Origin of the sequence: Xanthomonas protegens (assembly GCF_038442435.1) — a bacterium.
GTDB lineage: Bacteria > Pseudomonadota > Gammaproteobacteria > Xanthomonadales > Xanthomonadaceae > Xanthomonas_A > Xanthomonas_A sontii.
In genome coordinates, this window is record NZ_JAQJCQ010000017.1 from 17735 (window position 1) to 35212 (window position 17478).

Consider the following 17478-nt stretch of genomic DNA (forward strand, 5'->3'; position numbering starts at 1 on the left):
TGCGATGGCGAAGCGCTATGCTCGACGCATGGCTATCCATTCCGACGCCAGCGACGACCTGCGGCTGTTCCAGACCGGCCAGCACGCGTGTGGCTACTGGCCCGAGCGACAGGCCCGCGACCTGGTACTGGACCCGCACGATCCACGCCTGGGGGCGCTGTATCCGCTGGCACTGAGCTGGGGCTTCCGCCGCTCCGGCGATCTGGTCTATCGCCCGCACTGCGACCATTGCCGCGCTTGCGTTGCGGTGCGCATCCCGATCGACGCGTTCGTGCCCGATCGCAGCCAGCGCCGCTGCCTGGCGCGCAATGCCGATGTCGAGGTCCGCATCGTCGCCGCCGAGCGCAGCGAGGAACAGCTGGCGCTGTACCAGCGCTACCTGCGCCACCGCCATCCCGGCGGCGGCATGGACGATCACGGCGCGCACGAGTTCGACCAGTTCCTGATCGGCCGCTGGTCGCATGGGCGCTTCCTGGAGCTACGGCAACGCATGCCGGACGGACGGCGTGGGCCGCTGCTGGCGGTAGCGGTCACCGATATCGCCGCGCAGGCGCTGTCGGCGGTCTACACCTTCTACGACCCGGACGCCGGCGCGCGCGGCCTGGGCACCCTGGCGATCCTGCAGCAGATCGCCTGGGCGCGACGCGAAGGCCTGCGCCACCTGTATCTGGGCTACTGGATCCGCGGCCACCAGAAGATGGACTACAAGCGCCGCTTCCGGCCGCTGCAGGCCTACGATGGCCGCCACTGGCGCGACTTCGACGACTATCTGCGCCAGCTCGGCGGCTAGCCGACGGCAACCGATACCGCGCTGCCCAGCCGATGCCGCCGCACGTCGCCGCACGTCGCCGCACGTCGCCGCGCCATCGTGCGGACATGCCACGCATGCGAAAATCGGCGCATGACATCACGCCTCCTCCTGCTCGCCCTGACCCTGCTGTGCGGCGCCTGCGCGCACACCGCTCCCACTTCCGCCCCGATGACCGACGCCGCAGCGCCCGCCGCCACGACACTGCGCCTGGCCACCTACAACACCTCGCTCAATGCCGACGACCCCGGCGCGCTGATCGCCGCCCTGCAGGGCGACAGCGCGCAGGCGCGCAAGATCGCCGCGGTGCTGCAGCAGGTGCGCCCGGACATCGTGCTGCTCAACGAGTTCGACTACGACGATGCGCACCGCGCCGCCGACCTGTTCGAGCAGCGCTACCTCGCGGTGCCGCAACCGCACGGCGGCGCGGCGTTGCGCTATCCCTACCGCTACCTGGCCCCGGTCAACACCGGCGTGCCCAGCGGCCTGGACCTGGACAACGACGGCCATGTCGGCGGCGAAGGCCGCGCGCGCGGCAACGATGCCTGGGGCTACGGCCTGCATCCCGGCCAGTACGGCATGCTGCTGCTGTCAAAGTACCCGATCGACACCGCGGCGGTGCGCAGCTTCCGCCTGCTGAAATGGAGCGCGATGCCCGACGCGCTGCGCCCGGTCGACCCGGCCACCGGCCGCTTCTTCCACAGCGACGCGGTGTGGGCGCAGTTGCGGCTGTCGTCCAAGTCGCACTGGGACGTGCCGGTGCGCACCCCGCTGGGCGTGCTGCATGCGCTGGTGGCGCACCCGACCCCGCCGGTGTTCGATGGCGCGGAGAAGCGCAACGCCGCACGCAACCACGACGAACTGCGGCTGTGGCGCGAGTACCTGGACGATGCCGGCAGCGGCAAGGCGCGCTGGCTGTGCGACGACGCCGGCCGCTGCGGCGGGCTGGCCGCCGATGCGCAGTTCGTGATGCTCGGCGACCTCAACAACGACGTGATCGACGGCGACGGCCACCACGACGCGATCCGCGCGCTGGTGACGCATCCGCGCGTCCTGCAATATCCCACCCCGCACAGCGCTGGCGGCGAGGAGACCACGCGCGCCTACGCGGCCACCGGCATCGACCATCGCGGCCCACCGCAGCAGGTCACCGGCGATTTCGGCCCCAAGGCCGGCACCATGCGCCTGGACTACGTGCTGCCGTCGCGCAACTTCCGCTACCTGGACAGCGGCGTGTTCTGGCCGGCCTCCAATGATGCCTCCGCCGCCATTGCCGACGGCAGCGACCATCACCTGATCTGGGTCGACGTCGCCGCGGGTCCGTAAGCGCAGGCGGACCGGGGGGCGGCGCGCAGCATGGCGCCGCCTTGCTGCACCCCACAGGCGGCCTGACGGCCGCCTTTTGCTTGTCTGGCCGGCGCGCCAGGCGCCTGGCGAGCGGCCTGCACCCGCGCGTCCGCGTTGACCGCTGGCCGCGAGGCGGCGCCGGTGTGAGCAGGGCCCGACGCCTTCGCGGCAGCGGTGCCGCCCGTCGGATCGCCCCTCCTGCGCAGGCACCTGCGCCGGGCGTCGCCATCGGCCTTGATCCAGATCAAGGGCAAGATCGCGCCGACGCGGTCCAATGCCTCCCGCACCCGGTCAGGATGCGCAAGCGGATGGCGAGCATGCGAACGCAACAGTTGCAACAGGCGCTGGAAGGCCTCAATGGCGCCACCGCCGATATCGAGGCCTCGGCGCTGATCTCCCTGGACGGGCTGATGATCGCCTCGGCGATGCCGCAGGGCATGGACGAGGACCGCGTCGGCGCGATGTCCGCGGCGCTGCTCGCGCTGGGCGAGCGCAGCGCGCGCGAACTGGCACGCGGCGCGCTGGAGCGGGTGCTGATCCAGGGCGAACTCGGCTACGTGATCATGAGTGCGGCCGGCCGCGAGGCGGTGCTCACCGTGCTGGCCAAGCCCAGCGCCAAGCTCGGCCTGGTGTTCCTGGACATCAAGCGCGCCGCGCAGGCGCTGCAACAGATCCTGTAGGGGGCGCCGCCATGCCGCTGCCGCCGATGCAAGCGCCGCACGAGCCGCACCGCAGCGCCGAGCTGCGCTACCACGACGGCAGCCGCCGCACGGTGTACTGGAGCGAACGCGAGGTGGCCTATCCGGACGGGCGCCTGATCGTCTCGCGCACCGACCTGGACGGCATCATCACCCACGCCAACGACGCTTTCGTCGAACTCAGCGGCTGGCCGCGCGAACTGCTGATCGGCGCGCCGCACTGCATCCTGCGCCACCCGGAGATGCCGCGGCGCGCATTCCGCGAACTCTGGGACACAGTGCTGGCAGGCGAGAAGTGGCACGGCTACGTCAAGAACCTGCGCCGCGACGGCGCCTGCTATTGGGTCTACGCCACCGCGTTGCCGAACGTCCGCGGCGGCCGCGTGGTCGGCTTCACCTCGGTGCGGCGCAAGCCGTCGCGACGGCGCATCGACGCGTTGCAGCCGCTGTACGCGCAATGGCTGCAGGACGAACGCGCGGAGCCGCTGGCATGAGCTGCACGTTCCTGGTCGCGCCGGACTTCGCGCCCGAGTACTTCGGCGGCTGGTACCTGCTCAGCACGGTGCTGCAGCGCCGCGCCGGCCTCGGCCTGCGCCTGCTGATGCCGGCCGACGCCGCCGAACAGCGGCAATTGCTGGACGACAGCGTCGTCGACCTGGTGTACGCCAGCCCGTTCGACGCCAGCGCGTTGATCCGCGACCGCGGCTACCTGCCGCTGGCCAGGCCGCGCGGGCACGCCGACGAGGTGGTGATCGCGACCGCGGCCGAGGCGCCGGCGCGCTGCGTGGAAGACCTGCCCTACGGCTGCCGCATCGCGCTGACCGCCAACCACGACGTGCGCCTGATCGGCCTGCGCCTGCTGGAACCGGCCGACCTGGAGCCGGAACGCATCGCCTGGCGCCCGGCCAGCGGCTACGCCGCGGTGGCGCGACTGCTGCTGGAAGGCGAAGCCGATGCCGGCCTGTTCCTGGCCACCGCCTACCACGGCCTGTCGCGGCTGACCCGCGAGCGATTGCGCCCGCTGGTGGAGAGCGCGCTGTGCGACATCGGCCACGTGCTGCTGGCGCATCCGCGCCTGGGCCCGCAACTGCCGGCGCTGCGCGACGCCCTGCTGGCGCTGGGCGATGCCGCGCATCGCGACGACCAGGCAGTGCTCGACGCGCTGGGCCTGGAGCGCGGCTTCGAGGCGATGGCCACGGAGGACGCCGAATTCATGATCGACCTGATCGACACCTTGCTGGACTGAGGCGCCCATGCCCACGCTTCCCGCTCGCGATCCCGCACGCCTGGTGATGCGCACCCATGCCCGCGCCCTGCTGCGCGACCCGCGCGACGCCGCCGCGCACCTGGCGCGGCTGCACGCGGCGCTGCAATTGCACGACAACGAACCGACCCAGGGCGTGCTTGCCGACCTGTTCGTGGCCTTGCCGCGGCACGACGTCGCCCTGCGCCAGTTGGCGCTGCAGATGGCCGCGGCGCATCTGGCGCCGCACGTGGCCGAGGCCTTCCAGCGCCACAGCCAGGGCCACGCGCTGCTGCCGATCAACGCCCTGGCCACGCGCTGGAGCGTGCTGGCGCGGCCGTCCGCCGACGTGCCGGCGCGAGTGCGCCGGGCCAGCCCGGACCATTCGCGGCGGATGGTGCGCGAGGTGGTGGACGCGCTGTGCGACGGCGCACCGATCGCCGCGGCGCGCTGCGAGCGCGAGTTCCTGGACTACTGCATCAGTTGCCAGGACAAGCTCGCCTTCATGCTCGCCACGCGCGAACTGCGCCGCCATGCGCTGGCCCTGGGCGACCGCTGGGACAGCACCGCGCGCTGGCTGCAGCAGCGCGAGCCGCTGGGTGGCCGCAGCGTCGACGCCCTGTCCTTTTCCAGCGCGAGTGCGTCGCGATGACCGCCCCCGACCCGACCAACTCCGAACCGACCTGGCTGATGCCGACCCCGCACGGCGTGCTGCACGGCTTCGCCAGCGCCACGCCCGACCGCCTGCAGCGCGCGCTACAACTGCTGCTTGGCGCGCACGGCGCGCTGTCGCTGCAGGAATGGCGCCAGCGCGTGGGCGGCGACGCACAGCGGCTACTGCAGGAGGCGCGCGAACAGCAATGGGTGCAGTTGCTACGGCGCGCAGTGCCGGGCCCGGAAATCCGCCTGGACGATTTCGCCCAGCACGTGATCGCCCCGCTGTCGGCCGAACGCCGCGCGGTGCTGGCCTCCGACAGCGGCTTCTGCCTGGGCCATGCCGGCCTGGACCAGGAACAGGCCGACACGCTGAGCGTGGCCGCGGCCGACTTCTCCGGCTTCGCCCAGCGCCAGAGCGCGCGCGGCTGGCACGGCGCGCACCGCTACGTGGCGTTCTACAGCGAGCCGCAACTGCTGCTGCCGGACTGGTCGTTCGTGCCGTTTTGGGTCGACGGCGCCGGCTATTGGCTGGTGCTGGGCGGCGAGGCCCTGCTCAACAACCTGGCGATGGTGGAACTGGTGTGGAGCATCCGCCTGGCGGCGGCACGGTTTGCGCCGCCGGCTTGAGCGATCGGGATTGGGGATTCGGGAGTGGGGATGAAAAGCGGGTTCGCGTTGCGGCCCGCTTTTCCTGTGTGCGGACTCAGGCGTCGAGGTCGATGCTCAGGGCAGCGGCAGCGTCGCGGGCGGTCTGGCGTGCCTGCTCGATGTCGGCGCCGCGGGCCAGGGTCACGCCGACGCGGCGGTGGCCGTGCACGCTGGGCTTGCCGAACAGACGCAGGGCGGTGTCCGGCGCCTGCAGGGCGGCGTCGATGTTGCCGAAGCGCGGCACGCCTTCGCCGTGCGCCAGCAGCGCGCACGAGGCCGACGGGCCGTTCTGCCGGATCACGGGAATCGGCAGGCCGAGGATCGCGCGCGCATGCAGGGCGAACTCGCTCAGTTCCTGCGACACCAGGGTGACCAGGCCGGTGTCGTGCGGTCGCGGCGACACTTCGCTGAACCAGACCTCGTCGCCCTTGACGAACAGCTCCACGCCGAACAGGCCCCAGCCACCGAGATCGTCGGTGACCGCGCGGGCGATGTCCTGCGCGCGCTGCAGGGCCAGCGCCGACATCGGCTGCGGCTGCCAGCTCTCGCGGTAGTCGCCGTCCTTCTGCCAGTGCCCGATCGGGTCGCAGAACGCGGTGCCGCCGGCGTGGCGCACCGTCAGCAGGGTGATCTCGTACTCGAAGTCGATGAAGCCTTCGACGATGCAGCGGCCGGCGCCGGCGCGGCCGCCGGTCTGCGCGTACTCCCACGCCGCGTCGATGTCGGCGGCGCTGCGCAGCGTGCTCTGGCCCTTGCCGGAGGACGACATCACCGGCTTGACCACGCACGGCAGGCCGACCGCGGCGATCGCTTCGCGGTATTCCTCTGGCGTGTCCACGAAGCGGTACGGCGAGGTCGGCAGGCCCAGGGTTTCGGCGGCCAGGCGGCGGATGCCTTCGCGGTCCATGGTCAGCCGCGCCGCACGCGCGGTGGGGATCACCCGCTGGCCGAGGTCGCGCTCCAGCGCCACCAGGATCTCGGTGTGGATCGCCTCGATCTCCGGCACGATCAGGTGCGGCTGCTCGCGCGCGATCAGTTCGCGCAGCGCCATCGCATCGAGCATGTCGACCACGTGGCTGCGGTGCGCGACCTGCATCGCCGGGGCGTCGGCATAGCGGTCCACCGCAATCACTTCCACGCCGAAGCGCTGCAGTTCGATCGCCACTTCCTTGCCCAGCTCGCCGGAGCCAAGCAGCAGCACACGGGTGGCGGAAGCGGACAACGGGGTTCCCAGAGTGACCATGGCGGCGGCGCCTGCGCGAAGAGGGGAGCCGTATTCTACCGGGCCAGCACCCCGCGCCGGCACAGGACCGGCCGCGCCATCGTCGGCGCGCAGCGAGGTGCTATCTTCCGCAACGTCACTGGGGATGTCGCCATGCACGCACACAGCGCCGAACACCGCCGCGGCACGCCCTGCCGCACCGCCGAGGCGCGTCCATGCACTCGCTGATGCCGGCCGAAACCTACATCGACGAGGCCTGGTTCGCCCGCGAGCGCGAAAAGTTGATGATGCCGCTGTGGCAGTTCGTGGCGCCGCGCATGCTGCTGGACAAGCCCAACGCCTTCGTGCGCCGCTCGATCTGCGGCGTGGACGTGGTGGTGCAGCACATCGACGGCGAACTGCGCGCCTTCGACAACCTGTGCCTGCACCGGCAGAACCCGCTGCAACAGCAAGCGCAGGGCGTGCGCCCGCTGGTCTGCAGCTACCACGGCTGGCGCTACGGCGCCGACGGCGGCGTGGACAACATCCCGTTCCAGGACGATGCCTACCGCCTGGCCCCGGAAGCACGCGCCTGCCTGCGGCTGCGCCGCTTCGCGGTGGCCTGCATCGGCAAGCTGGTGTTCGTGAACCTGTCGCCCGAGCCGATGCCGCTGGAGGCGCAGTTCTCGCTGGAGGCGCTGGAGATGCTGCGCGCCGCTTCCGAACAGTTCGACGACGAAGTGCTGGTGGCGACCTTCGAGGCCGACTTCAACTGGAAGCTGGCCTACGAGAACCTGCGCGACGCGCTGCACCCGCGCTTCGTGCATGCACGCACCCTGGCGCAGCAGGTGAAGTTCCAGGTGCAGATGGACGACGCCGGCATTGCCGAGGCGCGCCGCTATCACGCAGAGGGCAGCGCCTCGCGCGAGGCACATCTGGCGCGGCTGCGCGCGTTCAGCGGCGGCGGGCTCAACGAGCCGTTGCTGGCGATGGCGCACTACCCCTGGCACGCGCACGTCGAACGCTTCGGCAACGACGACTGGTATCTGAACTGGCTGCTGTACCCGAACCTGCACATCGCCTCGGGCTCGGGCGGCTATTCCTTCATCATCGAGCACCACCAGCCGGTATCGGCGCAGCGCACCGACCTGCTGGTCTACTACGTCACCGCACGCAAGAAGCATCGCTACCCGGGTTCCGACGCGGTGCTGCTCGGGCACCTGCACGGCGCCGAGAAGGTACTGCGCGAGGACATCGAGATCATGGAGCAGGTGCAGTCGGGATTGCGCGCCGGCGCCCCGCGCGCGGTGCTGGGCGACTACGAGCACGCCAACATGCAGATCGAACGCTGGTACATGGACGTCATGGAGGGCCGCCATGTCCTCTGACAAGTACGTGGTCGGCAGCGGTGCGCTGCTGCGCTGGGCGCTGGCGGCCTGGGCCGAGGCGGCGCCGGAGTGCGTGCTGCACCCGGTGGACGTGGCCCAGGGCAAGGACTACCGCTTCGACCTGGATGCCCTGCACGCGCTGGCCGATACCGGCGCCACCGCCTTCGTCGCCTGGGGCGCGCAGTTCCTCAACTTCCGCCGCCAGGAACTGATGGGCGAACTGAAGGCGCGCGGTTTCAGGATGCCGCCGCTGATCTGCCGCGGCGCGCAGGTGGCCGCCAGCGCGCGCGTGGGCGAGAACTGCGCGATCGGCACCGGTGCCATCGTCGATGCGCACTGCGACATCGGCTTCAACGCCTGGATCGGCGCGGCGGCGGTGCTGGAATCGGCGGTCAAGGTCGGCGCATCGGCGTGGATCGAGGCCGGCGTGACACTCGGTGCCGAAGCGCAGATCGGCCCCCAGGCCACGCTCGGCCGGCAGGTCGACGTCGGCCCCGGCGTGCGCATCGGCAAACGCTGCCAGATCGAGATCCCCGGCCGCTACCGCAGCGACATCGCCACCGGCACCCACCACCTCAGCGGCTTTCGCACGCCGGTGCTGATTCTCGGCGGGTGAGTTGTCGCCGCTCGCGGCGACGGGATTGGGGAGTCGGGATTGGGGATTCGTAAAAGCGCTGGGTCTGCCCCGGCGTGACAGCACGCGGCCGATGGATGCACACCGCCGACGCCCGCCAAGTCGACACCCGGGCTGCCACCGCAGCAACTGCCCCTTCATACCTCGCGACTTCAGCGCCATACCGATCCTCAAAAGCGGATGCCGCGCGCGGGCGGGAAGCGGAGATTCATAAGGCTCCCTGGACCCGTCCGCCCCGATGAACCCGCTCCCACGATTCCCCATTCCCGATTCCCCAATCCCCGTCCCTTGCAACCTGATATCAATTTGATATCTTTTCATCCAACCACCCAAGGACGTCCACCATGAAAGAGCAGCCCCGTTCCTCCCTGCCCGGCATTCCGATGATCTTGGGCCTGGTCCTGGTGTTCGTGGCCGGCGCCGGCGCGATCATTGCCACCGGCGTGCTGCAGCCGTCGGCGATGCCGTGGACCCTGCTGGTCGCGATCCCGGTGCTGACCGTCGCGCTGTTCCTGGTGGTCGGCCTGTATGCGCTGGAACCGAACCAGGCCGCGGTGCTGAGCCTGTTCGGCCGCTACGTGGGCACGGTCAAGGACCCGGGCCTGCGCTGGAACAACCCCTTCTTCAGCAAGCGCAAGGTCAGCCAGCGCGTGCGCAACTTCGAGAGCGGCCGGCTCAAGGTCAACGAACTGGACGGCAGCCCGATCGAGATCGCCGCGGTGATCGTGTGGCAGGTCATGGACGCGTCCGAGGCGGTCTACAACGTCGACGACTACGAGAGCTTCGTGCACATCCAGTCCGAGGCGGCACTGCGCGCGATGGCCACCAGCTATCCCTACGACCAGCACGAGGACGGGCAGATCTCGCTGCGCAGCCATCCCAACGAGATCAGCGAACAGCTCAAGCGCCACCTCGACGAACGGCTAACCCAGGCCGGCGTGGACGTCATCGAGGCACGCATCAGCCACCTCGCCTACGCCCCGGAAATCGCCCAGGCCATGCTGCAGCGGCAGCAGGCCAACGCGGTGATCGCCGCGCGCACCCGCATCGTCGCCGGCGCGGTGGGCATGGTCGAGATGGCCCTCGCCGAACTGCAGAAAAACGGCGTGGTCGCGCTGGACGAGGAGCGCAAGGCGCACATGGTCAGCAACCTGCTGACCGTGCTGTGTTCGGACCGCGGCACCCAGCCGATCGTCAACGCCGGCTCGCTGTACTGAGGTGCCGATGTCCATGCACGCCGCCATCGCGCCGCTGGCGCTCGCCCTCTCCGGCCTGCCGGCCCTGGTCATCGCCGCCTGGGTCGGCGGCAAGGGCGACGACCGCGCGCGCGGGCTGGGCCTGCGCTGGGCGCTGATCGGCCTGGCGATCCTGGTCGGCGCCGCGGCGCTGTACTGGACCGGTGGCCAGCGCGCCGGCGTCTATGCGGTGGCGATCGCACTGCTGCTGGTGGTGAACGCGCTGATCGTGTCGATGCTGCTGCACCTGCGGCGCAGCGACGCCGCGCGGCAGGAGCGGTCATGAGCGAGAAGAAGGCCTATCCGCTGCGCATCAACGCCGACGTGCTGGCGGCGGCGCAGCGCTGGGCCGACGACGAACTGCGCAGCCTCAACGCGCAGATCGAATACGTGTTGCGCGACGCGCTGCGCAAGGCGGGCCGGCTGCCCAAGCCCGGTGACGACAAGGAACGCACCTCATGAGCAAGCGCTGGGAGTACCTCACCGTCGAGGCCAAGACCAACCTGATGCTGGGCCTGAAACTGGACGAACTGCAGGCCGATCTGAACAAGCACGGCAAGCTCGGCTGGGAACTGGTCAACGTCCTGACCCTGCCTGGCACCAAGCCGCTGATGATGTTCAAGCGGGAGGTCTAACATGCGCCCGCATCGGGTTCTTGCGCTTGCACTGACGACGCTGCTCGCTCCGCTCACGGTGCTGGCCGCGACGCCGCAACAGACCGCCGGCGCGCTGCCGGATCGCCTGCAGGCTGTCGGCCTCGCCGCTGTCGAAGCCGACCAGCACCGCGATCCCGCCCTGAACCACCTGCGTATCGCGCGCAGCGTTGCACCCGGACCGGCCGAGTACGCGACGCCTGGCCATGTCGACCCGGCCCTGATCGCCGATGTGGCCGCCTGGGTGCGCGCCCTGCCCGCCAACCACGGCGCCGCGCCATGAGCCGGCTGCGATCCACAGCGCCCTCGCCGGCACGGCGGTATCCGGTGGCGCCGGCGCATGGGTTGGGTCTGGCCTTGTGGCTGTGGCTGCCGCTGCTGCTCGTCGCCGCCGTGATCGGTGCCTTCGCGCTGCACGCCGCGCGGCCCGGTGCGCTGTGGTGGCATTTCGGGCTGCTGGCGCTGATCGGCGTGGCCGGCACCGCCACTTTCGCGCGGCAGCGCGTGCTGCTGCACGATGGCCTGGTGGAGGTGCGTGCGACGTTCCTGACCAAGCGCGTTCCGCTGGCCGCGCTGCGCCTGGGGGACGCGCGCGTGGTCGCGCTGTCCGAGCACACCGGCTTCAAGCCGGCCTTGAAGCTGCTCGGCTTCGGCTACCCCGGCTTCCATGCCGGCCACTACTGGACCCGCGACGGGCACAAGGCGTTCTGCCTGATCACTAGCGATCGCGTGCTGGCCGTTCCGCTGCACGACGGCGGCTGGCTGCTGCTCAGCGTCGAACACCCTCGGCAGGTGCTGCAGGAATGGCAGGCGCTGGCGGCGCCGGCGCGTGGCGGCGAAGACACACGCGGCGCGACCCGCCGCATGGCGTGAGTCCGGCGCGCAGCGCAGCGCCGCGTCGATCGCCGCTGCGAGCGGCCCTCGCACAGGGCAGGACATGCCGCGCGCAGTGCGGTAAGTTCTCGCGGCTCTCATGCACCCAATGCGCCGAGGACGCCAAACCGAGGGTTCCGGCGTATCCGAGGCGATACGCTGGACCAGCAGCAACGCTCGCCCTCGTCACCAGCGGCATGCACAGGGACGCGACCTCGCCTCAACCATCAAACAACTCTCCAGGATCGGCCCGATGGACGACACCGCGCCCCGCGAGACTCCCGCCACCGCACCGGCGCTGCCGCCGACACTGTCGGCGCGGCTGCACGGCCTGCATTGGCACCGCAATCTGGTCGGCGAGGCCGGCGCCCTGGTCTATCGGCTAAGCGGCACCAGCACGCCAGCCCTGTACCTCAAGCGCGGCACCGGCGCCTCGCACGACGACGTGGTGGACGAATTCGCGCGCCTGCACTGGCTGCGCGGAACCGGCTGCGTGCCGCGCGTGCTGCATTTCGAGGCCGACGCCGCCGGCGCGTGGCTGCTGAGCGAAGCGCTGCCGGGCAAGACCGCCTACCAGTGGCTGCAGGAGGCGCCCGCGCAGGCCGAGCGCATCGTGCAGACGCTGGCCGACTTCCTGCGCCGCTTCCACGCCTTGCCGATCGATACCTGTCCGTTCGACGCCACTCACCCGCTGCGCCTGGCCGCGGCGCAACGCCGGCTGTTGGCGGGCCTGGTCGACACCGAGGACTTCGACGCCGCGCGTGCCGGCTGGTCAGCGGACGCGGTGTGGCAAGCGATGACCGCGCTGCTGCCGCTGGCCAGCGAGCGCGTGCTGTGCCACGGCGACTATTCGCTGGACAACATCCTGCTCGACGCGCCGGACCACATGATCGGGGTGATCGACCTCGGCCGCGCCGGCGTCGCCGACCCGTACCAGGACCTGGCGATCCTGGCCAACTGCCTGGACGAATTCGGCCCGCAGCTCGCCGACCATTTCTTCGCCGCGTACGGCATCGCCACGCCGGACCTCACGCGGCTGCAGTTCCACCAGTTGCTCGACGAGTTCTTCTGAGCCGCGTCTGCCGCGTCGTGTGCAGCGCGGCAGGATCGCCCCACGACTGGCCGCCCGCGTTGCTTGGCTCTACCCTGTGCCGATGCGCACCGTCCCCAGCCTGCTGCTCAACACCGAGACCATCGAACTGCTGCCGGCCGCGCGGCTACGCGCCCGCAGCAACGCCGACGCGCGCCAGCTCGCGCAGGCGACCTGGCTGCTGCGGCGCAAGCACGACGGGCGCTACCTGGCGACCGCGAACGCACACGGGCTGCACGCGCTGGTCCCGCGGCTGATGCACGAACCCGGCATCGACGCGGCCCTGGATCGGCTCGACGCGCTGCCCGCACGCGGCGCGATGGCGGCTGATGAGATCTGGTTGCCGCTGCACGCGCTGGAGGAGCAACTGGACCAGCTGGGCCTGGCCGCCGACGCCTACGCGCAGCGCACCGGCCTGCCGCTGCAGCCGGAACCGGCCACCCTGCACGCGGCCGGCGCAGATCGCTACCGCCGCCCGCTGTGGCTGAGCGCGGGCGCCGCACGCGCCTGGCACGCGCTGCGCCAAGCCGCCGCGCGCGATGGCGTGGTGCTGGAGGCGATCTCCGGCTATCGCAGTCATGCGTATCAACTGGGCATCTTTGCGCGCAAGTTCGCCCGCGGGCAGACCCTGGAGCAGATCCTCGCGGTCAATGCCGCGCCGGGCTTCAGCGAGCACCACAGCGGGCACGCCCTGGACATCGGCACGCCCGGCGAGCCGCCGGCCGAGGAAAGTTTCGAGCGCACGCCGGCCTTCGCCTGGCTGCGCGACCACGCCGGCGCCTTCGGCTACCGCATGAGCTATCCGCGCGACAACCCGCATGGCATCGTCTACGAACCCTGGCATTGGTGCTGGCAGGAGGCCACTTGCGCATGACCCGTTCCGACACCCGCCGGCCGCGCGCCGGCACCGCCGCCTGGCGGGCCTTGACCCTGCTGGCCCTGGCCCTGCCCACCTGCGCCACCGCGCAATGGCACGACCGGCAGGGCCAAACGCTGCCGGACAGTGCCGAGCGCGGCCATGACAAGGCCTTCGCCGCCGCACTGCAGATCGCCGACGATGCAGACTTCAGCGCGTTCGCGCAGGAGTGGGGGCAGACCGAGGCCGCACATGCGCCCAACCTGCGGACGATCGCGCGCGTGAAGCGCGGCCAGTTGCTGCGCGTGGCGCTGCTGTATTCCGGCTGCGCGCCCAGCCCCAACAACGGCGGCGCCTGCGATGCGCAGATGAGCCTGCGCGTGCTCGGCCCCGACGGCAGCACCACCCTGCAGGATCCGATGCGGCCACTGGGCATGGGCGGCCCACCGGCCGCCGCCGGCCTGCTGGAACTGGCGCCGCTGTCGGTGCAACTGCGTTTCGAGGACAGCGACCCGCTCGGCACCTATACCGTGCAGGTCACGGTCAACGATCCCAGCCAGGACGCGTGGGTGCGGTTGAAGGCGCAGGTGGAACTGGTCGGCGACCGCTGAGTACAGGCCGTATCGGCCACGAAGACCGGGAATGTTGATGAACGAGCACATCGATCATCGGCGCCGTGCCGCCAGCGCTACGCTGCTCGGCGCTGGCGCCGGCTTGGCGCTATCAGGATGCGGGCGCAGTGCCCCTGATCCACTGGAGATCGGCGACATCGCTGCCATCGATCGGACCCGCGTCGCGCGCATCGCGCGACCGCGCAGCACGGCCGAGGTCGCTGCCCTGCTGCGCGACAGCCGCGGCGCGGTGTCGGTCGGCGGCGCGTGTTACAGCATGGGTGGCCAGGTCAGCGCCGCCGGCTCGCTGCATCTGGACCTGCGTGAGCTGGTCGGCGTGGTTCATCTGGATCCGGGCGCGCAGCGGATCCGCGTGCGCAGCGGCATGCGCTGGCGCGACGTGCAGGACCGGATCGATCCGCACGATCTTTCGATTGCGGTGATGCAGAGCTACAGCAACTTCAGCGTCGGCGGCTCGATCTCGGTCAATTGCCACGGCCGCTACCTGCACGCCGGCCCCATCGCGCACACGGTGCAGGCCCTGCAACTGGTCGATGCGCAAGGCAGCGTGCACGAACTCGATCGCCAGCGTGAACCGGCGCTGTTCGCCGCGGCGATCGGCGGCTACGGCGGGCTCGGCGTGATCACCGAGGCCGAGCTGTCGTTGGCCCGCAACGATGTACTCGAACGCCACGTCCAGCAGCTGACGCTGGTCGAGTACCCGGCCTTCTTCGCCGAACGCATCGCCAGCGATCCGCTGGCGATCATGCACAACGCCGATCTGATGCCGCCACGCTTCGACCAGCCGTTGGCGGTGACCTGGCGCCGCAGCACCGGGACACTGACCGAGCCCCGCCGGTTGCTGCCCCGCGGACAGAACCACGCGCGCGACCAAGCGATGATCTGGGCTGCCTCGGAGTTACCGCTGGGCCCATGGCTGCGCGAGCACTACCAGACCGAACCGCTGCTGCACACGCCGGCGGTCATGCGCCGCAACTGCCAGGCCAGCTTGGATGCGAAGGCGCTGGAACCACGCACCCGGCGCCTGTCCACCTTCCTGCTGCAGGAATACTTCGTGCCAGTGTCCGCGTTCGCCGCATTCGCGAAGGAAATGGCCGCGATCCTGCGTCGCCATGAGGTCAATGCGCTCAACGTCTCCATCCGCCACTCGCCCGCCGATACGGTGGCGTTGCTGCGCTGGGCGACGCAACCGGTGTTCTCGTTCGTGCTGTACCACAAGCAGCGCAGCGGGATGGCCGCGGACCGCGCCTCGGCGGTGTGGACGCGGCAGCTGATCGATGCCGCACTTGCACACGGCGGACGCTATTACCTGCCGTACCGCCTGCATGCCAGCACCGACCAGTTCGCCGCAGCCTATCCGGAGGCCGAGGCGTTCGCGCGGATCAAGCGCCAGGTGGATCCGCAAGGACGCTTCCGCAACCACCTATGGGACAAATATCTGCCGCGCGCATAGGGCAGCGCACACAAGGCGCCTGGCTGGCGTGCATCGAGCGACACGCAGCAGAATGCAACGCCACTCAGCGCCGAAGCGCGTCCACCGCCCACAGCAGCCAGCCCAGCATCAGCGTGGTGCCGCCGATCGGCGCCAGGCGCGTCGGCCACTGCGCCAGCGCGTTGCCGGCCAGGCTGCCGGAAAACAGCACGGTGCCGAGCAGCAACAGGCACAGCGCACTCCGGGCGAGCAAGCGTTCGCTGCGGCGGCCCAGCGCCGCCAGCGCCACGCCGTGGCCGAAGGCGTACAGCGCCGCGGTCTGCAGGTGCGATTGCGCCAGGGGCTCGGCCACGCCGTGCGAGGCATAGGCGGACAGGCCGATGGACACGGCCGCCAGCAGCGCGCCGGCACTGCACAGCCAGAACGGTCCGCGCGTACGGCGATCGAACGTCAGCATGAGGGTTTCCTCCGGGAGCGCGGCAACGTTTGCCGGCCCCATAAACAGAACGCGCCGCAAGATGCGGCGCGTTCCGGTTCACTCGTCCACCAGGGCAGGACGGACTTACTTGATCGCCCAGTAGATGTCGTAGGTGCCTTCCGGCGTGAACGACTTGTCCACTCCGCCCTTCCAGGCTTCGTACGGACGGTCGGTCACGTCGTAGCCGCTGGTCGCGGCCCAGGCACGCAGCGCATTGCGCGCCGCATCCAGGCCCGCCATGTGGCCGGTGTAGCTGGCGAAGGCGGAACGGTGCGCTTCGGTACGCAGGTAGGTCACCGGGGCGCCCTGCGGGATGGTCACCTTCAGCGGCTCGCCGGAGGCGGCAACCGGGGTGGCATCGACCGGCGCGGCGGCCACGTCGTCCTTCTTGTCGTCCTTCTTCTCATCCTTCTTGGCGTCGTCCTTCGGCGCGCCACCGGCACGCTTGCGCACCGGCTGGGCGACGTCGAACGCGTACTTGTCGGCGCCGAAGTCGGTGGTGACGATGCGCACCGGGCCGGCCGCTTCCAGGCCGTTGGCGTCCATCACCCGCTTGATCCACTCCTGGTTGTCCTTGATGGACTTCTTGATGGAGTCGTTGTCGCGGTCGATGTTGCCGGCGTTGACCACCAGCAGGTCCTCGGCCGGGACGTCGACGACCTTCAGGTCCTTCAGCGGGGTGTCGTCGGAGCGGTAGTCCACGTTCGGCACGGTGGCCAGCACGTTGCTCAGGCGCGACAGACCCAGCTTGATGTCGTCGCCGACATGGCGGCTGACGTACAGGCCGGCGTAACGACCCAGCAGGTCCCAACCGTACTTGACGGTGTAGTCCTGGGTGATCTTCACGTTGCGGCCGTTCTTGCCGGTCGGCTCCAGCTTGAAGCTGGTGGTCTTGTCCTTGCCCTTGGTCTCGTCCTCGATGGCGATGACCACGTCCTTGTTCTTCTCGGTCGAGGTGATGGTCCAGCTACCCTTGCCGATGTAGCCCTCCTTGGAGCTGTAGTCCAGGCGCGCGCCGACACCGGATTCCGGGCCGGAGAGCTTCAGCTCGATGCGCGGGTCGCGCAGCACCAGGGGGTTCCAGTCCTTGAACCGACGCAGGCTGTTGACCGTGTCATAGACGATGGTCATGCGCCGATTGGTCTCGACGCTTTCGGACATGTGACGCTCCGAGGGCAGCACCACGCCGACAATGACGAACAGGCCAGCCACGATCCCCAGGGCGATCAGGAACTCGATAATACGGGTCATTCAGGAGGTCTCCGGGGCCGATCCCACGGCCGGGTTGATGAAGCGAAGCGCCCATCCTAGCAGGCTTCGCTGTCCGTGGTCAGCACATCACGGAATGCCGCTTCGCCCCGCGCCGCAACGGCCTTGCGCGGTGCCGGCAGCGGCGGTGCGCGCGGCGCCGGGGACGACCAGACCATTGTCCCAACGACGGCGGCGGACAGGCGGGCGCACCCAAGACCGGCCCGCATCGAATCGAGCAATGACGGCACTCTCGGACAGCCGGGCGTGTCCGCGCCATGCCAAGCCAAGGCCAGACCACTTGCCTGCGCGCGACAGGCGCGACAGCGCCATGCCGGCACGGTCTGCATGGCCTCC

At 70.3% G+C, this 17478-nt stretch carries 22 protein-coding genes; 19 read left to right on the forward strand and 3 right to left on the reverse strand.

Annotated elements, in window-relative coordinates; genetic code table 11:
* Positions 1 to 28: 28 nt before the first annotated feature.
* From PIQ37_RS17355 to PIQ37_RS17385, 7 genes are all read left to right on the forward strand, one after another.
* Positions 29 to 790, forward strand: a complete 762-nt coding sequence (locus PIQ37_RS17355) for an arginyltransferase (RefSeq protein WP_017912412.1) — start codon at positions 29 to 31, stop codon at positions 788 to 790.
* Positions 791 to 901: 111 nt separating this feature from the next.
* On the forward strand, positions 902 to 2134 hold the full coding sequence (locus PIQ37_RS17360; protein ID WP_342074408.1) for an endonuclease/exonuclease/phosphatase family protein: 1233 nt from the start codon (positions 902 to 904) through the stop codon (positions 2132 to 2134).
* A gap of 338 nt (positions 2135 to 2472) precedes the next feature.
* Entirely contained in the window at positions 2473 to 2835 is a 363-nt protein-coding gene (locus tag PIQ37_RS17365; RefSeq protein WP_026143691.1) for a roadblock/LC7 domain-containing protein, read from the forward strand.
* A gap of 11 nt (positions 2836 to 2846) precedes the next feature.
* Positions 2847 to 3347, forward strand: coding sequence for a PAS domain-containing protein (locus tag PIQ37_RS17370; RefSeq protein WP_342074409.1), 501 nt, complete (start codon positions 2847 to 2849; stop codon positions 3345 to 3347).
* Positions 3344 to 4099: a PhnD/SsuA/transferrin family substrate-binding protein gene (locus tag PIQ37_RS17375; RefSeq protein ID WP_342074410.1), complete on the forward strand. Its 756-nt coding sequence runs from the start codon at positions 3344 to 3346 to the stop codon at positions 4097 to 4099. Before PIQ37_RS17370 ends, PIQ37_RS17375 begins: the two co-directional genes overlap by 4 nt.
* 7 nt (positions 4100 to 4106) lie before the next feature.
* Entirely contained in the window at positions 4107 to 4748 is a 642-nt protein-coding gene (locus PIQ37_RS17380; RefSeq protein WP_342074411.1) for a hypothetical protein, read from the forward strand.
* The gene (locus tag PIQ37_RS17385; RefSeq protein WP_017912407.1) at positions 4745 to 5380 is read left to right on the forward strand and encodes a hypothetical protein; all 636 of its coding nucleotides are present in this window, start codon (positions 4745 to 4747) and stop codon (positions 5378 to 5380) included. The genes PIQ37_RS17380 and PIQ37_RS17385 overlap by 4 nt, the downstream gene beginning before the upstream one ends.
* 76 nt (positions 5381 to 5456) lie before the next feature.
* Here PIQ37_RS17385 and purT read toward each other — a convergent pair whose 3' ends face one another.
* On the reverse strand, positions 5457 to 6644 hold the full coding sequence (gene purT / locus PIQ37_RS17390; protein WP_342074412.1) for a formate-dependent phosphoribosylglycinamide formyltransferase: 1188 nt from the start codon (positions 6642 to 6644) through the stop codon (positions 5457 to 5459).
* Between the two features lie 194 nt (positions 6645 to 6838).
* On the opposite strand from purT, the gene PIQ37_RS17395 reads away from it, so the two are divergent.
* From PIQ37_RS17395 to PIQ37_RS17450, 12 genes are all read left to right on the forward strand, one after another.
* Entirely contained in the window at positions 6839 to 7990 is a 1152-nt protein-coding gene (locus tag PIQ37_RS17395) for an aromatic ring-hydroxylating oxygenase subunit alpha (RefSeq protein WP_342074413.1), read from the forward strand.
* Positions 7980 to 8606: a hypothetical protein gene (locus PIQ37_RS17400; protein ID WP_342074414.1), complete on the forward strand. Its 627-nt coding sequence runs from the start codon at positions 7980 to 7982 to the stop codon at positions 8604 to 8606. Before PIQ37_RS17395 ends, PIQ37_RS17400 begins: the two co-directional genes overlap by 11 nt.
* A gap of 362 nt (positions 8607 to 8968) precedes the next feature.
* Entirely contained in the window at positions 8969 to 9841 is an 873-nt protein-coding gene (locus PIQ37_RS17405; RefSeq protein ID WP_342074415.1) for an SPFH domain-containing protein, read from the forward strand.
* 13 nt (positions 9842 to 9854) lie between these two features.
* A complete protein-coding gene (locus PIQ37_RS17410) occupies positions 9855 to 10145 on the forward strand; it encodes a hypothetical protein (RefSeq protein WP_342074464.1) in 291 nt (96 codons plus the stop codon).
* Positions 10142 to 10321, forward strand: a complete 180-nt coding sequence (locus PIQ37_RS17415) for an Arc family DNA binding domain-containing protein (protein ID WP_148828821.1) — start codon at positions 10142 to 10144, stop codon at positions 10319 to 10321. The genes PIQ37_RS17410 and PIQ37_RS17415 overlap by 4 nt, the downstream gene beginning before the upstream one ends.
* Positions 10318 to 10494, forward strand: a complete 177-nt coding sequence (locus tag PIQ37_RS17420) for a DUF4177 domain-containing protein (protein ID WP_342074416.1) — start codon at positions 10318 to 10320, stop codon at positions 10492 to 10494. The genes PIQ37_RS17415 and PIQ37_RS17420 overlap by 4 nt, the downstream gene beginning before the upstream one ends.
* Before the next feature lies 1 nt (position 10495).
* The gene (locus PIQ37_RS17425; protein WP_342074417.1) at positions 10496 to 10795 is read left to right on the forward strand and encodes a hypothetical protein; all 300 of its coding nucleotides are present in this window, start codon (positions 10496 to 10498) and stop codon (positions 10793 to 10795) included.
* Positions 10792 to 11385, forward strand: a complete 594-nt coding sequence (locus PIQ37_RS17430; RefSeq protein ID WP_342074418.1) for a hypothetical protein — start codon at positions 10792 to 10794, stop codon at positions 11383 to 11385. Before PIQ37_RS17425 ends, PIQ37_RS17430 begins: the two co-directional genes overlap by 4 nt.
* Before the next feature lie 253 nt (positions 11386 to 11638).
* Positions 11639 to 12457, forward strand: a complete 819-nt coding sequence (locus PIQ37_RS17435) for an APH(3') family aminoglycoside O-phosphotransferase (protein WP_342074419.1) — start codon at positions 11639 to 11641, stop codon at positions 12455 to 12457.
* Positions 12458 to 12539: 82 nt separating this feature from the next.
* Positions 12540 to 13349, forward strand: a complete 810-nt coding sequence (locus tag PIQ37_RS17440) for a M15 family metallopeptidase (protein WP_342074420.1) — start codon at positions 12540 to 12542, stop codon at positions 13347 to 13349.
* Positions 13346 to 13942 (forward strand): hypothetical protein, encoded by a 597-nt coding sequence (locus tag PIQ37_RS17445; RefSeq protein ID WP_342074421.1) that lies wholly within the window; start codon positions 13346 to 13348, stop codon positions 13940 to 13942. The genes PIQ37_RS17440 and PIQ37_RS17445 overlap by 4 nt, the downstream gene beginning before the upstream one ends.
* Positions 13943 to 13979: 37 nt before the next feature.
* Complete coding sequence (locus PIQ37_RS17450; protein ID WP_342074422.1) at positions 13980 to 15416, forward strand: FAD-binding oxidoreductase; 1437 nt, start codon at positions 13980 to 13982, stop codon at positions 15414 to 15416.
* Positions 15417 to 15480: 64 nt separating this feature from the next.
* On the opposite strand, the gene PIQ37_RS17455 is transcribed toward PIQ37_RS17450, so the two are convergent.
* Together PIQ37_RS17455 and PIQ37_RS17460 are read right to left on the reverse strand one after the other, a co-directional pair.
* Complete coding sequence (locus PIQ37_RS17455) at positions 15481 to 15852, reverse strand: DUF423 domain-containing protein (RefSeq protein WP_267093667.1); 372 nt, start codon at positions 15850 to 15852, stop codon at positions 15481 to 15483.
* 105 nt (positions 15853 to 15957) lie between these two features.
* A complete protein-coding gene (locus tag PIQ37_RS17460) occupies positions 15958 to 17124 on the reverse strand; it encodes a polyketide cyclase (RefSeq protein ID WP_342074423.1) in 1167 nt (388 codons plus the stop codon).
* Positions 17125 to 17478 lie beyond the last annotated feature (354 nt).